Source organism: Lysobacter sp. TAF61 (assembly GCF_052113485.1).
In the GTDB taxonomy this organism is placed as follows: Bacteria; Pseudomonadota; Gammaproteobacteria; order Xanthomonadales; family Xanthomonadaceae; genus Lysobacter_J.
Genome location: NZ_JBFRDH010000004.1, coordinates 175,296 through 190,074 on the forward strand (window position 1 = coordinate 175,296; position 14,779 = coordinate 190,074).

A 14,779-nucleotide genomic window follows, 5' to 3' on the forward strand; every position below is an offset into this window, starting at 1 on the left:
ATGGCGACCATTGAAGTCAAAGTGCCGGACATCGGCGATTACGACGGCGTTCCGGTGATCGAGCTGCTGGTCGCGGTCGGCGACACGGTCAAGAAGGACCAGGGCCTGGTCACGCTGGAATCGGACAAGGCAACGATGGAAGTGCCGTCGTCCGCCGACGGTGTGGTCAAGGAACTGAAGGTCAAGGTGGGCGACAAGGTCGCCGAGGGCGCGGTGATCGCGATCCTCGAGGGCGCTGGCGCCGAAGCAGAGAAAGCACCTCTCCCGCCTGCCGGAGAGGTTGCCGCGCCGCGCGCGGCGGGTGAGGGCAAGGCGGCCAGTGCGTCCGCCACGCCCGCACCTTCACCCTCTCCCGCGAGCGGGAGCCAGGCACCGCAAGCGGCGAGCGCAACGGGCCGCAAGGCCGACATCGAATGCCGCATCGTCGTGCTCGGCTCCGGCCCCGGCGGCTACACGGCGGCATTCCGTGCTGCCGATCTCGGCCTCGACACGGTGCTGGTCGAGCGTTACGCATCGCTTGGCGGCGTCTGCCTCAATGTCGGCTGCATCCCGTCCAAGGCGCTGCTGCATGCCGCCGCGCTGATCGAGGAAGCCGCGCATTCGGCCGACATCGGCATCGACTTCGGCAAGCCGAAGATCGACATCGACAAGCTGCGCGACTTCAAGCAGAACAAAGTCGTCACCCAGTTCACCAAGGGCCTGGCCGGCATGGCCAAGCAGCGCAAGGTGCGCACGGTGCAGGGTGTGGGCAGGTTTGTTTCGCCCAACGAGCTTGAGATTGCCGGCGACGACGGCAAGACCCAGCTGCTGCGCTTCGAGCAGTGCATCATCGCCGCCGGTTCGCAGGCGGTGAAGCTGCCCAACTTCCCGTGGGACGACCCGCGCGTGATGGACTCCACCGACGCGCTCGACCTGGTCGACGTGCCGAAGAAGTTGCTGGTCGTCGGCGGCGGCATCATTGGCCTGGAAATGGCCACGGTGTACAAGGCGCTCGGCAGCGAAGTGACGGTGGTCGAGTTCATGGAGCAGCTGATGCCGGGCACCGACAAGGACCTGGTAAAGCCGCTCGCCGATCGCCTCAAGAAGCAGGGCGTGGCCATCCACCTCAAGGCCAAGGCGACCACGGTGGAAGCCTCCAAGCAGGGCATCACCGTGTCCTTCGAAGGCGACGCCGCACCGGCGGCAATGACGTTCGATCGCGTCCTCGTGGCCGTCGGCCGCTCGCCCAACGGCGGCAAGATCGATGCCGACAAGGCCGGCGTGCAGGTGACCGATCGCGGATTCATCCCGGTCGACCGGCAGATGCGCACCAACGTCCCGCACATCTTCGCCATCGGCGATCTCGTCGGCCAGCCGATGCTGGCGCACAAGGCCACGCACGAAGGCAAGCTCGCAGCCGAAGTCGCCGCGGGCGAGAAGCGCGAGTGGGTGGCGCGGGTGGTTCCGTCGGTGGCCTACACCGATCCGGAAATCGCCTGGGTCGGCGTGACTGAAACCGAAGCCAGGGCCAAGGGCCTGGAGATCGGCATCGGCAAGTTCCCGTGGGCCGCTTCGGCGCGCGCGGTGGGCATCGGCCGCGGCGAAGGGTTCACCAAGCTGATCTTCGACGAGAAGACCCACCGCATCATCGGCGGCGGCATCGTCGGCGTGCATGCGGGCGATCTGATCACCGAAGTGGCGCTGGCGATCGAGATGGGCGCCGAAGCATCCGACATCGGCCACACGATCCATCCGCACCCGACCTTGAGCGAGTCGGTCGGCATGGCGGCGGAAGTGTACGAAGGCACGATCACCGACCTGTACATCCCGAAGAAGAAGTAGCCCGTCATCCCCGCGAAGGCGGGGAGACTGGCCCGTCATCCCCGCGTGCGCCGGGATGACGGTGCCCGCTGCGCCGTCAGAACGTCAGCGACACGCCCGCAATCGGCCCCTTGAAGCGCTGGTCCAGTCCGAGCGAGCCATCGCGGCCACCGCGCGTGGCGTCGAGCTTGAACCAGTCGTAGCCGGCGAACACGCCGAACACCGGCGTGAAGCGGTACTCCACCACCGCGTTGGCGCGGGTGATGCTGCCGTCGTAGTTGTCGAAGTTGCCCCAGTCGGCATCCAGGTACTGGCCCTGGAGATTGATCAGCCAGTGCTCCGAAGGCGTGACGGTAAAGCGTGCACCGACCACCGGCGCATAGCCGTCCTCGCTGGAGCTGTCGCGAAACCGGTCCGGGCCCGCTTCCGCGAGCAGCGTCCCTTCGAGCTTGGCCCATTCGGCGCCGATCTGCAGGCCCAGCTCGAACGTGTCGGTGTCGACCACGGCGTAGTCGTACATCAGGCTGGCCAGGGTGAACTCGACCTCGGCGCGAGCGAAGCTGCCGGCAGGCAGTGTCACGTTGTCAAACGAGAGGTCGTTGTTGAGCGTGGCGGTCTTTTCCTTGTCGTACTGGAAGTAGTCGAAGACCAGCCGTTGGCGGTCGCTGAAACGGAACGTGCCATCCAGGCGCGGCACGATTTCATCGCTGCCGAAATCGAAGTCCTGGCTGTAGCGCAGGTCCTGGCCCATGAACTGCGTGCGCGCGCTCAGCTCGCTGGATGCGTCCGCGTCCATCGCGCCCAGGCGCAAAGTGAAACGATCGTTCTGCTGCGCATGCGCCGCATGGGTGTACATCGCTGCCGTCAGCGCGAGTGCAAGCAATGAAGGCAACGAAGGCGCGCGCAGCGAAGAAGTGGATCGTGGCATCAGTGATCTCCGGACAATCGAAGGAGTCATACCGATGCCGCACACGTCATACAGCGTGAGTGAAATCCATTACGTCGATCCGTAAAAAAGCGGTGCGCGTCACACTTGCATGCCGCACAAGGCGAAGCCCCGGTAGGGAGACCGGGGCTTCGGAGGGCCCACCGCAGCTTGCTTTGACGAGGAGTAGAGACTGGGCGGGCGATCCCTAGGTCGGACCGGCGGAATGGGGAAAGGTTCCGTCGCCCTTGTGCCGGCTTGGCCGGCTGGTTGCCTGACTGCGCGCTATCAGGCCGTCACTGCGGCGGCGTCGCCTTGCCGGTCCGCACTCCGGCGCTGTTCGATCCGCTTCCAGATCTTCTCGTGGAAGTGGAAGGCGACCGTGTTGCAGGCCGGTTCGACCAGGGCGAGCGCGCCGCCGACCCAGACGCTGCCCGTCATCAGGTAGCCAACCATGAATGCGACCGTGAAGTGGACCGCGGCGAAGCTGAGGGTCTTGGACATGACGTGCCTGCCAGATGAGAATGAGTCTCGATTCTGCACCCAGCAGGGGCGGAGTCAAATTCAATGTTGCAGTCAGTCCGATAGTGGCGGGCTATGGCGAGCCGGGGAGCCGCGCCAGGGTTACCTCGCAGGCGAATCTCCGCTCGTGCCGATGCCGCCACCCGGGCCGGGAGGGACGTCAGGCAACCCGTCTCCGCCAACCTGAACAGGCCGCCGCCCCCGGGCAAACGTGACTGGCGGCGGTTGCCGGGAACGCCGCCGACCTCTATACTTTTGCGGCTCTACCGGGCGCTTTGCGCCTGCCCCAGACCGACGAGTCCAGCGTGCACGATCCATTGTCCGCAGGTCGCCGGCTGGCGTCGCGCGCGACTGCCTGGCAGGCCGGCGCGGCAGCGCTGGTCGCGCTGGCCTTCCTCCCCTTCGGGGCGCCTTCGGCGCTGGCGGCGGCGGTCGGCGGTGGCGCGATCGTCGCGGGCAGTGTCGTAGCGGCCCTGATGGCCCTCGGAGGCGGTATCCAGCCGGCCGGGATGGCGGTGGGGCGGCTTCTGGCCGGGGTGATGTTGAAGTGGGTAGTGGTGTTTGCAGTTTTAACGCTCGGCCTCGCCGGGTTCAAGCTGCCGCCGTTGCCAATGCTGGTGGGAGTGCTTGCGGGAACGCTGGCATTCGTCCTGGCCAACCTTTTGAAACGATAGGTGTCTTTTCGTGAGTGAACAGACCGGTTCGGGCGGCCTGAACGAATACATCCAGCACCACCTCCAGCAGAACTCGGTCGAGTTCTTCGGCGGTGCGTTCCATATCGACACCTGGGCGGTGTCGCTGGTGCTGGGCCTGATCTTCATTACCTGGTTTGGTTACTTCGCGCGCAAGGCCACCTCGGGCGTGCCGGGCAAGGGCCAGGCCTTCGTCGAGCTGATCCTGGAGTTCATCGACGGCCAGGTGAAGGACAGCTTCCACGGCGACCGCCGCTCGCTGACCCCGCTGGCGCTGACCATCTTCATGTGGGTCGTGATGATGAACTGCATGGACCTGCTGCCGCTCGACGCGCCGTACACGGCGATCAAGCTGGCCGCCGGCGCCGATGTCGCGCACCACACCTATTTCCGTTGGGTCCCCACGGCGGACCTCAACACGACGCTGGCCATGTCGGTCGTCGTGTTCTTCCTGATCCTGTGGCACTCGGTCAAGGCCAAGGGCGGCTTCGGCTTCGGCAAGGAGCTGCTGACCGCGCCGTTCCACGCGCACGGCACCGGCACCAAGATCGCGCTGGCGCCGGCCAACCTCGGCCTCAACGTCATCGAGTACCTGGTCAAGCCGGTCAGCCTGGCAATGCGACTGTTCGGCAACATGTACGGCGGCGAGCTGGTGTTCATGCTCATCGCCGGCCTGCTCGGCGGCAGCCTGATCATGTTCGTGCCGGGCGTGCTGTTCAACGCTGCATGGGCGCTGTTCCACATCCTGATCGTGCTGCTGCAGGCCTTCATCTTCATGATCCTCACCGTCGTCTATATCGCCGGCGCGTACGAGAGTCACTGAGTCCGCTTTTGTTTTCGCTTCACCCTTCCGCGCTTTATCTATCCGTTAGTCCAACCAAAACGTTTCAGTAGGAGAAAACCATGGAATTCATCGCCAGTGTGCAGGGCCTGACCGCTATCGCGATCGGCATGATGGTCGGCCTCGGCGCTATCGGCGCTTGCCTCGGCATCGCGCTGATGGGCTCGAAGTTCCTTGAGTCGGCTGCCCGTCAGCCGGAGCTGGTGCCGATGCTGCAGGGCCGTATGTTCCTGCTGGCCGGCCTCATCGACGCGGCGTTCATCATCGCGCTGGCCGTCGGCCTGCTGTTCGCCTTCGGCAACCCGCTGCTGGGCGAAGTCAAGAATGCTGCTGCCGCCACCGCCGGCGCCGCGCATTAATCAGTTCGACGTTGTAGAAGCACCGGAGCCGTCCGCCATGCGGACGGCTCTCCCGGGCATCACCGCCCGCAGCGCCCTATCGGAGCTGTCATGAATCTCAACATGACCTTCTTCGGCCAGATGATCACTTTCGCGATCCTGATCTGGTTCACGATGAAGTTCATTTGGCCGCCCCTCAACAAGGCGATCGAAGAACGACAACACAAGATTGCCGAGGGTCTGGCCGCTGCAGAGCAGAGCCAGAAGAACCTCGCGCAGGCACAGCAGAGCGTCGACGCCGAGCTGCGCACCGCCCGTACCAAGGCCAACGAGATCATCGAGCAGGCGCATCAGCGCGCCAATCAGATCATCGACCAGGCCAAGAACGACGCGATCGCAGAAGCCACCCGCCAGAAGGCGGTTGCCGATGCCGAGATCGCAGCCAGCGCCAATCGCGCCCGTGAGGAGCTGCGCAAGCAGGTCTCCACGCTGGCAGTGACCGGTGCCGAGAAGCTGCTCAAGCGCGAAATCGATGCCAACGCCCACAAGGCGCTGCTCGACGAGCTGGCCGCAGAAATCTGAGCTGAGCGATGACCCAGGCACTGACCCTCGCCCGTCCGTACGCCCGTGCCGCCTTCGCGCTGTCGCGTGAAAGCGGCCGCACCGCCGCATGGTCGCAGGCGCTCGCGTTCGCCGCCCGTGTGGCTGCCGATCCGCAGGCGCAGGCGCTGCTCGGCCATCCGCTGATCAATCCGGTCGACGCTGTCGGCCTGTTGGCGATGGACGGTGCCGAGGACAGCTTCACCCGCTTCCTCGGCCTGCTCGCCGACAACCGCCGCCTCGCCCTGCTGCCGGAAATCACCGGCCTGTTCGAGGAGCTGCGCGCCGATGCCGAGCGCGTGGTCAAGGCCAAGGTCACTGCTGCCAGCGAACTGCCGGCTGCCGAACTCGATGCCATCAAGGCCGCGCTGGTCAAGCGCTTCGGCCGCGATGTCGAGATCGAGACGGCGGTCGATGCCTCGCTGATCGGCGGCGCCGTGATCGACGCCGGCGAAGTGGTCATCGACGGCTCGCTCAAGGGCAAGCTCGCGCGCCTGCAGTCCACGCTCGCGCAATAACCGAATTCATCTGCCGGCTTTCAATTTGTATTTCCGGGTAATACCGGATCAAGGGACCTAAACCCATGGCTACCACCCAGCTCAACCCGTCCGAAATCAGTGAACTGATCAAGACCCGCATCGAGAAGGTCAAGCTGACCGCCGAAGCGCGCAACGAAGGCACCGTCACCTCGGTCGCCGACGGCATCGTGCGCATCTACGGTCTGGCCGACGTGATGCAGGGCGAAATGATCGAGTTGCCGAACGAGACCTTCGCACTCGCGCTGAATCTGGAGCGCGACTCGGTCGGCGCCGTGGTCCTGGGCGACTACGAACACCTGCGCGAGGGCGACGTGGCCAAGACCACCGGCCGCATCCTCGAAGTGCCGGTCGGTCCGGAACTGCTCGGCCGCGTCGTCAACGCGCTGGGCGAGCCGATCGACGGCAAGGGCCCGATCACCGCTTCGCTGACCGCTCCGGTGGAGCGCGTTGCCCCGGGCGTGATCTGGCGCAAGTCGGTCGACCAGCCGGTGCAGACCGGTTACAAGACCGTCGACTCGATGATCCCGATCGGCCGTGGCCAGCGCGAGCTGATCATCGGCGACCGCCAGACCGGCAAGACCGCCCTGGCCATCGACGCGATCATCAACCAGAAGGGCACCGGCATTAAGTGCGTGTACGTGGCGATCGGCCAGAAGGCCTCGTCCGTCGCCAACGTCGTGCGCAAGCTGGAAGAGAACGGCGCCATGGCGCACACGATCGTCGTTGCGGCGACGGCTTCCGAGTCGGCCGCGATGCAGTACATCAGCGCCTACTCCGGCTGCACCATGGGCGAGTACTTCCTCGACCGCGGCGAAGACGCCCTGATCGTGTACGACGACCTGTCCAAGCAGGCCGTGGCCTACCGCCAGATCTCGCTGCTGCTCAAGCGTCCGCCGGGCCGCGAAGCCTACCCGGGCGACGTGTTCTACCTGCACAGCCGCCTGCTCGAGCGCGCAGCCCGCGTGTCCGAGGAGTACGTCGAGAAGTTCACCGAAGGCAAGGTCACCGGCAAGACCGGTTCGCTGACGGCGCTGCCGATCATCGAAACGCAGGCCGGCGACGTCTCGGCGTTCGTCCCGACCAACGTGATCTCGATCACCGACGGCCAGATCTTCCTCGAGACCGACCTGTTCAACGCCGGCATCCGCCCGGCCGTGAACGCCGGCATCTCGGTGTCGCGCGTCGGTGGCGCGGCCCAGACCAAGATCATCAAGAAGCTGTCGGGCGGCATCCGTATCGCCCTCGCCCAGTACCGTGAGCTGGCTGCGTTCGCGCAGTTCGCCTCCGACCTGGACGAAGCCACCCGCAAGCAGCTCGAGCACGGCCAGCGCGTCACCGAGCTGATGAAGCAGAAGCAGTACGCGCCGATGTCGATCGCGCTGCAGGCGCTGTCGATCTACGCCGTCAACGAGGGCTACCTCAACGACGTGCCGGTCAGCAAGCTGCTGGCGTTCGAAGCCGGCCTGCACGCCCACTTCGCCAACACCCAGGGCGAGCTGATCAGCAAGATCAACGCCTCGGGCGCCTGGAACGACGAGATCGAGGCGGCCTTCAAGCAGGGCATCGCCGAGTTCAAGCAGACCGGAACCTGGTAAGCGTGAACTGGTAAAGGGTTGCGACGGGCTCCGGCCCGTCTGCAGCAATGGCGGGCTCCGGCCCGCCCGATGACGAACCGAAAGCGAGCGATACATGGCAGGCGGCCGCGAAATCAAAACCAAGATCAAGAGCGTGCAGAACACCCGCAAGGTGACGCGCGCGCTCGAAATGGTCTCGGCATCCAAGATCCGCAAGGCGCAGGACCGGATGAAAGTCTCGCGCCCGTATGCGCGCGTGATGAAGCAGGTGATCGGTCACCTGGCCCAGGCCAATTCCGACTACCAGCATCCGTACCTGGTCGAGCGCCCGGACGTGAAGCGCGTCGGCTACATCATCGTGTCCTCCGACCGTGGCCTGGCCGGCGGCCTCAACAACAACCTGTTCCGCAAGCTGCTCGGCGAGTTCCGCAAGTGGCAGGAGCAGGGCGTCGAGATCGACGTGGTCACCATCGGCCAGAAGGCCTCGGTGTTCTTCCGTCGCATCAACGTCAACATGGTCGGTTCGGTCACCCACCTGGGCGACCACCCCAAGCTCGAGCAGCTGGTGGGCGTGATCAAGGTCATGCTCGACGGCTACAGCAGCGGCAACGTCGACCGCGTCTTCATCTGCTACAACGACTTCGTCAACACGATGACCCAGCGCGCGGCGTTCGACCAGCTGCTGCCGCTGCCGGAATCGGACACGAAGGTCGCGCACCACGACTGGGACTACATCTACGAGCCCGACGCGGCGACCGTGCTTGAGCACGTGCTGACCCGTTACGTCGAGTCGCTGGTGTACCAGGCGGTGCTGGAAAACGTCGCCTCCGAGCATGCCGCGCGCATGGTCGCGATGAAGGCTGCTTCGGACAACGCCACCAAGCTGATCGGCACGCTGAACCTGGTCTACAACAAGGCCCGCCAGGCTGCGATCACCCAGGAAATCTCGGAAATCGTCAGCGGTGCCGCCGCGGTCTGACCGCGCCGGCACAGCCATCACCAATCCCGCGGGCGCGATAGTCGCGACTGCACACCAGCTTTAAAGTTACGAGGAAACCACCATGAGTCAGGGCAAGATCGTTCAGATCATCGGCGCGGTCGTCGACGTCGAGTTCCCGCGCGAGTCCGTGCCGCGGGTGTACGACGCGCTGAAGGTCGACAACACCGAGATCACGCTCGAAGTGCAGCAGCAGCTTGGCGACGGCGTCGTGCGCACCATCGCGCTCGGCTCGACCGACGGCCTCAAGCGCAACCTGGTGGCCAACAACACCGGCAAGGGCATCTCGGTGCCGGTCGGCGCCGGCACCCTGGGCCGCATCATGGACGTGCTGGGTCGCCCGATCGACGAGGCTGGCGAAGTCGCCGCTTCGGCGCATTGGGAGATCCACCGTTCCGCTCCGTCGTACGAGGACCAGTCCTCGGGTAACGACCTGCTCGAAACCGGCATCAAGGTCATCGACCTGATGTGCCCGTTCGCAAAGGGCGGCAAGGTCGGCCTGTTCGGCGGCGCCGGCGTCGGCAAGACCGTCAACATGATGGAACTGATCAACAACATCGCAAAGGCGCACTCGGGTCTGTCCGTGTTCGCCGGCGTGGGTGAGCGTACCCGTGAGGGCAACGACTTCTACCACGAGATGAAGGACTCCAACGTCCTCGACAAGGTGGCGATGGTGTACGGCCAGATGAACGAGCCGCCGGGCAACCGCCTGCGCGTCGCGCTGACCGGCCTGACCATGGCCGAGTACTTCCGCGACGAGAAGGACGCCTCGGGCAAGGGCCGCGACGTGCTGTTGTTCGTCGACAACATCTACCGCTACACGCTGGCAGGTACCGAAGTGTCGGCACTGCTGGGCCGCATGCCGTCGGCCGTGGGCTACCAGCCGACGCTGGCCGAGGAAATGGGCGTCCTGCAGGAGCGCATCACCTCGACCAAGTCCGGTTCGATCACCTCGATCCAGGCCGTGTACGTGCCCGCGGACGACCTGACCGACCCGTCGCCGGCGACCACCTTCGCCCACCTCGACGCCACTGTCGTGCTGTCGCGAAACATCGCCTCGCTGGGCATCTACCCGGCCGTCGATCCGCTCGACTCGACCTCGCGCCAGCTCGATCCGAACGTGATCGGCCTGGAGCATTACGAAGTCGCGCGCAAGGTCCAGTCGACCCTGCAGAAGTACAAGGAACTGAAGGACATCATCGCGATCCTCGGCATGGACGAGCTGTCGGAAGAAGACAAGCAGGCCGTGTCGCGCGCGCGCAAGATCGAGCGCTTCTTCAGCCAGCCGTTCCACGTCGCCGAAGTCTTCACCGGTTCGCCGGGCAAGTACGTCGCGCTGAAGGACACGATCCGCGGCTTCAAGGGCATCGTCGAAGGCGAGTACGACCACCTGCCGGAGCAGGCGTTCTACATGGTCGGCAGCATCGAGGAAGCGGTCGAGAAGGCCAAGAAGATCGCAGGCTGACCGGAGATTCCCATGGCATCCACCATTCGTTGCGACATCGTCAGTGCCGAACAGGAAATCTTCCACGGCGAAGCCGAGCTGGTGGTCGCCACCGGTGAAATGGGCGAGCTGGGCATCGCGCCCAAGCATGCGCCGCTGATCACCCGCCTCAAGCCGGGCAAGGTCGTGGTGACCCTGCCGGGCGGCGAGCACCTGGACTTCGCCATCTCCGGCGGCATCCTCGAGGTGCAGCCGACCGTGGTGACGGTGCTGGCCGACACCGCCGTGCGCGCCCAGGACATCGACGAAGCCGCTGTCCGCGCCGCCAAGGAAGAAGCCGAGCGGATCCTGTCGAAGAAGGATCCGAAGATGAGCATGGAAGAAGCCCAGAACCAGTTGGCCATGAGCATCGCCCAGCTCAGCGCGCTCGAGCGCCTGCGCAAGAACATGAAGCACTGAGTGTCGAACGCCGGTCCGCGCTGCGGATCGCCAATCGCACCGAAGACGCCGGCCTCGTGCCGGCGTTTTTCGTTTGTGCAGGCGTGCCTGGCCTAGCGCCGGTAGACCCAGTAGCGCGACAGCGTGAACTGCACCGCCGCCAACCCCAGGTCGATGACAGGCTTGGCCAGCCACGCCCACTGCAGGCCGACGGCCTGTTCCACGTGCACAACGCCCCACGTGCTGAGGAACGTCGTCACCAGCCACATCGCAAGGAAGCGGGCGAACTGGCGCCGTCCTACCGCGGTGTCGGCGCTGGCGAAGGTGAAGCGCCCGTTGAGCCAGAAGCCGAGCAGGGCGCCCGCGACGCGACCGCAGATGTTGGCCGGCACCACGGCCAGCCCGAGCGCACTGAGCGCGACGAACATCGCCCAGTCCAGCAGCAACTGCACCAGGCCGATGACAACGTAGCTGCCGCCCTGGCGGACGAGGGTCGATTCCCGGAGAAATTTGCGCATGGCGCGATTCTAGACAATGTGGCGCCCGGCCCGAGGCCGGCGGTGTGCCGGCGTCTTCGCGCGGGCATGACTTGCCGCCCCGCCGCGATTGCTAAGATTGCCGCTCGCGCCCCGGCCGGCGCAGCAATCCAACGGGAAACCGCATGAGCCAGTTGCACGTCGTCATCCTCGCCGCCGGCGAGGGCAAGCGGATGAAGTCCACCACGGCCAAGGTGCTGCAGAAGATCGCAGGCCGTCCGATGCTGGCCCACGTCATCGAGACCGCCAGGGGGCTGGGTGCTGATGGTATCCATGTCGTCTACGGCCACGGCGGCGAGCAGGTGCGTGCCGCATTCGCCGACCAGACCGACCTGCACTGGACCGAACAGGAACAGCGCCTGGGCACCGGGCATGCGCTGCAGCAGGCCATGCCGGCCGTGCCGCAGGACGCCCGCGTGCTGGTGCTGTACGGCGATGTGCCGCTGATCGCGCGCGACACGCTGCAGCACCTGCTGGCGGCTCCGGGACGGATCGCGGTGCTGGTCGCCGACCTCGAAGACCCCAGCGGCTATGGCCGCATCGTTCGTGATCCGCAGGGTCGCGTTGGGCGCATCGTCGAGCACAAGGATGCCGACGACGAGCAACGGCAGATCCGCACCGTCAACACCGGCATCCTCGTCGCCGATGGCGCCGCACTGCGCAACTGGTTGCAGCACCTGGGCAACGACAACGCCCAGGGCGAGTACTACCTCACCGACGTGTTCGCCTCCGCCGCGTCCGAGTTCAACGCCGCCGAGATGGTGCACGTGCGCGACCCGATCGAGGTCGAGGGCGCCAACGACCCCTGGCAGCTGGCGCAGCTCGAGCGCGCGTTCCAGCGCCGCGCCGCGCGCGCGTTGTGCATACAAGGCGCACGGCTGACCGATCCGGCACGGTACGACCAGCGCGGCCAGGTGACCGTGGGCCACGATGTCGAGATCGACGTCGACGTGATCCTGGAAGGCCGCGTCGAGCTGGGTGACGGCGTGCGCATCGGCCCGTTCTGCCGCCTCAAGGACGTGCGCCTGGGCGCCGGCACCGAGATCCGCGCGCACTGCGATCTCGACGGCGTGGTGGTGGAAGGCGCGGCGCAGATTGGTCCGTACTCGCGCCTGCGGCCGGGCACCGTGCTCGCCGACGGCGTGCACATCGGCAACTTCGTCGAGACCAAGAACGCCCGCATCGGCGTGACCAGCAAGGCCAACCACCTGAGCTACATCGGCGATGCGGTGATCGGCAGCGGCGTCAACGTTGGCGCCGGCACGATCACCTGCAACTACGACGGCGTGAACAAGTCGACCACGATCATCGAGGACGGCGCTTTCATCGGTTCGAACTCGTCGCTGGTGGCACCGGTGACGATCGGCAAGGACGCGACCATCGCGGCCGGTTCGGTGATCACGAAGAATGCGCCGGACGGACAACTGAGCGTGGCGCGTGCGCGGCAGATGTCGGTCGAGGGCTGGGTGCGGCCGAAGAAGCAGCCGAAGCACTAAACGGCAGGGGACTCGCGTCGGCGAAGTTGGCGCTGTCCCCGAAATGGGCGGTTCGATCAGCGCGAGTGGCATTGCCACAGGGTGGCGCGGCGTCGGCCAGGCCCAAGCGAATCCGAATTGACGGAACGCGCTGACCGGTATTTCAGACCGTTCTTATAGTCCTGACACACAGCACGCTGGCACTGTTCGCGCTCGTGGTGGCACCGCGTCAAAAGGCGCCTTGCCGGAGTTCGGATTTGGGGGTCGGTCGTGACGCGTGTGACAAGGAAGCCGCTGCGTCGGCAGTATTTGCAGTGTCTGCTCTTCGGGCTGCTCGTGCCGGTGGCCGTGGTCCACGCGCAGGTTCCCCCGTCCCAGCAGGAATTGCTGCGGCAGCAGGAACGGGAGCGAGTGCTGCGCGAGGAGCACGAGCCCTCGCCAGACGTGCGTTCGCCGTCTCGTCCCGAGCGCAGCGCGTTCGAACCGCTGCCCAGTAGCGAGCACCCGTGCTTCCCGATCCACCAGATCGCACTGGTGGGTGAAGGGGCAAAAGTCTTCGCTTGGGCATTGCGCGCCGCTGATCCTGCACAGGACCCTTCCGTGGGCAGCTGCTTGGGCACGCAAGGCGTGGGCGTAGTGATCAAGCGCGTGCAGAACGCGATAATCTCGCGCGGCTTCGTGACGACACGCGTCCTGGCTGCGCCGCAGAACCTGGCCGACGGCGAACTGGAGTTGACGGTGGTGCCAGGGCGCATTCGTGCCGTCCGCTTTGCCAACGGCACCGACTCGCGCGCAACCTGGTGGAATGCAGTGCCGGCCGAGCCAGGCGACATGCTGAATCTGCGCGACATCGAGCAGGCGCTGGAAAACTTCAAGCGCATCCCGACGGTGGAAGCCGATATCCAGATCGTCCCGACCGACGGCGTCGATCCGCAGCCGGGCGAGAGCGATCTGGTGATCGCCTGGAAACAGCTGTCCCCGTTCCGCTTCGGCCTCACGCTGGACGACTCCGGCGGCAAAGCGACAGGCAAGCTACAGGGCGCAGCCACGCTGTCGCTCGACGACTGGTGGCTGCTCAACGACCTCTTCTACGTCAACGTCGGACACGACGTGGCAAACGGCGCGGGCAAGGGCACGCGAAGCTGGACGGCGCATTACGACGTGCCGGTCGGGTACTGGTTGCTCGGCGCCACCGCCAACAGTTACGACTACCGGCAGGACGTGGTCGGACCCTTTGAGACCTACACCTACGCCGGCAGCAGCGACAACGCCGAGCTGCGTGCGGCGAGAATGCTGTTCCGCAACGCCCGTATCAAGCTGGGTGCCTATGGCCTTGGCTGGGTGCGCGAGGCGAAGAACTTCGTTGACGACACCGAGATTGACGTGCAGCGCCGACGCATGGCGGGTTGGGCAGTGGGTCTCACCTACAAGCAGTTCATGGGCGCCTCGACGCTGGACGCGAGTGCCGGGTACAAGCAGGGAACGGGAGCCTTCGGCGCACTGCAATCGCCCGAAGAACGCTTCCATGCAATCGACCCGGGCTCGCCGCTGGAAGGCACCTCGCGTCCGCGGATCATCACCGCCGATGTCACGCTCAACGTTCCGTTCGAACTCGGCGCGCAGCGGCTGCGCTACACCGGTAGCTGGCGCGCGCAGTGGAATCGCACGCCCCTGGTGCCGCAGGACCGTTTCGCGATCGGCGGGCGCTACACCGTTCGCGGTTTCGACGGCGAACTGTCGCTGACGGGCGAGCGCGGCTGGGCCGTGCGCAACGACTTCGCCCTGTCGCTCGGCGGTGGCCAGGAACTGTACCTGGGGCTGGACTACGGCCACATCGGCGGCCCGGCCACGCAGTGGCAATTGGGTGACCACCTGGCCGGCAGCGTGATCGGTCTGCGCGGCCGCCTGGGCCGTGGCTACTGGGACGTGTTCGTCGGTGCGCCGATCGGCAAACCCGCTGGTTTCCAGACCACCGTCACCGCGCTCGGCTTCAGCCTGGGCTGGCAGTACTAAGGCGTCGAAGCAGCGTTGGCGCCACGTTAGCGCCGTGTGGTGCCG

Annotated in this window: 15 protein-coding genes; 12 read left to right on the top strand and 3 right to left on the bottom strand. The window is 65.8% G+C overall.

The window, feature by feature from the left end; genetic code table 11:
• Entirely contained in the window at positions 1 to 1,821 is a 1,821-nt protein-coding gene (gene lpdA, locus AB4Y64_RS10975) for a dihydrolipoyl dehydrogenase (protein ID WP_441816491.1), read from the top strand.
• Between the two features lie 76 nt (positions 1,822 to 1,897).
• Here lpdA and AB4Y64_RS10980 read toward each other — a convergent pair whose 3' ends face one another.
• Both AB4Y64_RS10980 and AB4Y64_RS10985 read right to left on the bottom strand, forming a co-directional pair.
• Positions 1,898 to 2,728 carry a hypothetical protein gene (locus tag AB4Y64_RS10980; protein ID WP_441816492.1) on the bottom strand — a complete coding sequence of 277 codons (831 nt, stop codon included), beginning with the start codon at positions 2,726 to 2,728 and terminating at the stop codon, positions 1,898 to 1,900.
• 285 nt (positions 2,729 to 3,013) lie between these two features.
• Positions 3,014 to 3,229: a DUF2061 domain-containing protein gene (locus AB4Y64_RS10985; RefSeq protein ID WP_441816493.1), complete on the bottom strand. Its 216-nt coding sequence runs from the start codon at positions 3,227 to 3,229 to the stop codon at positions 3,014 to 3,016.
• 323 nt (positions 3,230 to 3,552) lie between these two features.
• On the opposite strand from AB4Y64_RS10985, the gene AB4Y64_RS10990 reads away from it, so the two are divergent.
• The 9 genes from AB4Y64_RS10990 (at position 3,553) to AB4Y64_RS11030 (ending at position 10,731) form a co-directional block, all read left to right on the top strand.
• Positions 3,553 to 3,921 (top strand): hypothetical protein, encoded by a 369-nt coding sequence (locus tag AB4Y64_RS10990; protein ID WP_233264781.1) that lies wholly within the window; start codon positions 3,553 to 3,555, stop codon positions 3,919 to 3,921.
• Positions 3,922 to 3,931: 10 nt separating this feature from the next.
• On the top strand, positions 3,932 to 4,762 hold the full coding sequence (gene atpB, locus AB4Y64_RS10995) for a F0F1 ATP synthase subunit A (protein ID WP_441816494.1): 831 nt from the start codon (positions 3,932 to 3,934) through the stop codon (positions 4,760 to 4,762).
• 80 nt (positions 4,763 to 4,842) lie between these two features.
• Positions 4,843 to 5,139 (top strand): F0F1 ATP synthase subunit C, encoded by a 297-nt coding sequence (atpE, locus tag AB4Y64_RS11000; RefSeq protein ID WP_158732391.1) that lies wholly within the window; start codon positions 4,843 to 4,845, stop codon positions 5,137 to 5,139.
• Positions 5,140 to 5,229: 90 nt separating this feature from the next.
• A complete protein-coding gene (locus AB4Y64_RS11005; RefSeq protein WP_241917513.1) occupies positions 5,230 to 5,700 on the top strand; it encodes a F0F1 ATP synthase subunit B in 471 nt (156 codons plus the stop codon).
• A gap of 8 nt (positions 5,701 to 5,708) precedes the next feature.
• Positions 5,709 to 6,236: a F0F1 ATP synthase subunit delta gene (locus AB4Y64_RS11010; RefSeq protein ID WP_441816495.1), complete on the top strand. Its 528-nt coding sequence runs from the start codon at positions 5,709 to 5,711 to the stop codon at positions 6,234 to 6,236.
• Between the two features lie 65 nt (positions 6,237 to 6,301).
• Positions 6,302 to 7,852 carry a F0F1 ATP synthase subunit alpha gene (atpA, locus tag AB4Y64_RS11015; protein ID WP_441816496.1) on the top strand — a complete coding sequence of 517 codons (1,551 nt, stop codon included), beginning with the start codon at positions 6,302 to 6,304 and terminating at the stop codon, positions 7,850 to 7,852.
• 94 nt (positions 7,853 to 7,946) lie between these two features.
• Entirely contained in the window at positions 7,947 to 8,810 is an 864-nt protein-coding gene (gene atpG / locus AB4Y64_RS11020) for a F0F1 ATP synthase subunit gamma (protein ID WP_441816497.1), read from the top strand.
• An 82-nt stretch (positions 8,811 to 8,892) separates the two neighbouring features.
• Positions 8,893 to 10,293, top strand: coding sequence for a F0F1 ATP synthase subunit beta (atpD, locus tag AB4Y64_RS11025; protein ID WP_441816498.1), 1,401 nt, complete (start codon positions 8,893 to 8,895; stop codon positions 10,291 to 10,293).
• A 12-nt stretch (positions 10,294 to 10,305) separates the two neighbouring features.
• Positions 10,306 to 10,731, top strand: coding sequence for a F0F1 ATP synthase subunit epsilon (locus AB4Y64_RS11030; RefSeq protein WP_441816499.1), 426 nt, complete (start codon positions 10,306 to 10,308; stop codon positions 10,729 to 10,731).
• A gap of 92 nt (positions 10,732 to 10,823) precedes the next feature.
• On the opposite strand, the gene AB4Y64_RS11035 is transcribed toward AB4Y64_RS11030, so the two are convergent.
• Positions 10,824 to 11,228, bottom strand: coding sequence for a GtrA family protein (locus tag AB4Y64_RS11035; RefSeq protein ID WP_441816500.1), 405 nt, complete (start codon positions 11,226 to 11,228; stop codon positions 10,824 to 10,826).
• A 143-nt stretch (positions 11,229 to 11,371) separates the two neighbouring features.
• Between AB4Y64_RS11035 and glmU the strand changes: the two genes are divergently transcribed.
• Both glmU and AB4Y64_RS11045 read left to right on the top strand, forming a co-directional pair.
• Positions 11,372 to 12,742 carry a bifunctional UDP-N-acetylglucosamine diphosphorylase/glucosamine-1-phosphate N-acetyltransferase GlmU gene (gene glmU, locus AB4Y64_RS11040; protein WP_441816501.1) on the top strand — a complete coding sequence of 457 codons (1,371 nt, stop codon included), beginning with the start codon at positions 11,372 to 11,374 and terminating at the stop codon, positions 12,740 to 12,742.
• A 288-nt stretch (positions 12,743 to 13,030) separates the two neighbouring features.
• The gene (locus tag AB4Y64_RS11045) at positions 13,031 to 14,734 is read left to right on the top strand and encodes a ShlB/FhaC/HecB family hemolysin secretion/activation protein (RefSeq protein ID WP_441816678.1); all 1,704 of its coding nucleotides are present in this window, start codon (positions 13,031 to 13,033) and stop codon (positions 14,732 to 14,734) included.
• Positions 14,735 to 14,779: the final 45 nt, after the last annotated feature.

What these genes read in the sequence shown, in the direction of transcription:
- lpdA (WP_441816491.1), top strand. Translation starts at nt 1, where the DNA reads ATGGCGACCATTGAAGTCAAAGTGCCGGACATCGGCGATTACGACGGC.
- AB4Y64_RS10980 (WP_441816492.1), bottom strand. Translation starts at nt 2,728, where the DNA reads ATGCCACGATCCACTTCTTCGCTGCGCGCGCCTTCGTTGCCTTCATTG.
- AB4Y64_RS10985 (WP_441816493.1), bottom strand. Translation starts at nt 3,229, where the DNA reads ATGTCCAAGACCCTCAGCTTCGCCGCGGTCCACTTCACGGTCGCATTC.
- atpE (WP_158732391.1), top strand. Translation starts at nt 4,843, where the DNA reads ATGGAATTCATCGCCAGTGTGCAGGGCCTGACCGCTATCGCGATCGGC.
- AB4Y64_RS11005 (WP_241917513.1), top strand. Translation starts at nt 5,230, where the DNA reads ATGAATCTCAACATGACCTTCTTCGGCCAGATGATCACTTTCGCGATC.
- AB4Y64_RS11010 (WP_441816495.1), top strand. Translation starts at nt 5,709, where the DNA reads ATGACCCAGGCACTGACCCTCGCCCGTCCGTACGCCCGTGCCGCCTTC.
- atpA (WP_441816496.1), top strand. Translation starts at nt 6,302, where the DNA reads ATGGCTACCACCCAGCTCAACCCGTCCGAAATCAGTGAACTGATCAAG.
- atpG (WP_441816497.1), top strand. Translation starts at nt 7,947, where the DNA reads ATGGCAGGCGGCCGCGAAATCAAAACCAAGATCAAGAGCGTGCAGAAC.
- atpD (WP_441816498.1), top strand. Translation starts at nt 8,893, where the DNA reads ATGAGTCAGGGCAAGATCGTTCAGATCATCGGCGCGGTCGTCGACGTC.
- AB4Y64_RS11030 (WP_441816499.1), top strand. Translation starts at nt 10,306, where the DNA reads ATGGCATCCACCATTCGTTGCGACATCGTCAGTGCCGAACAGGAAATC.
- AB4Y64_RS11035 (WP_441816500.1), bottom strand. Translation starts at nt 11,228, where the DNA reads ATGCGCAAATTTCTCCGGGAATCGACCCTCGTCCGCCAGGGCGGCAGC.
- glmU (WP_441816501.1), top strand. Translation starts at nt 11,372, where the DNA reads ATGAGCCAGTTGCACGTCGTCATCCTCGCCGCCGGCGAGGGCAAGCGG.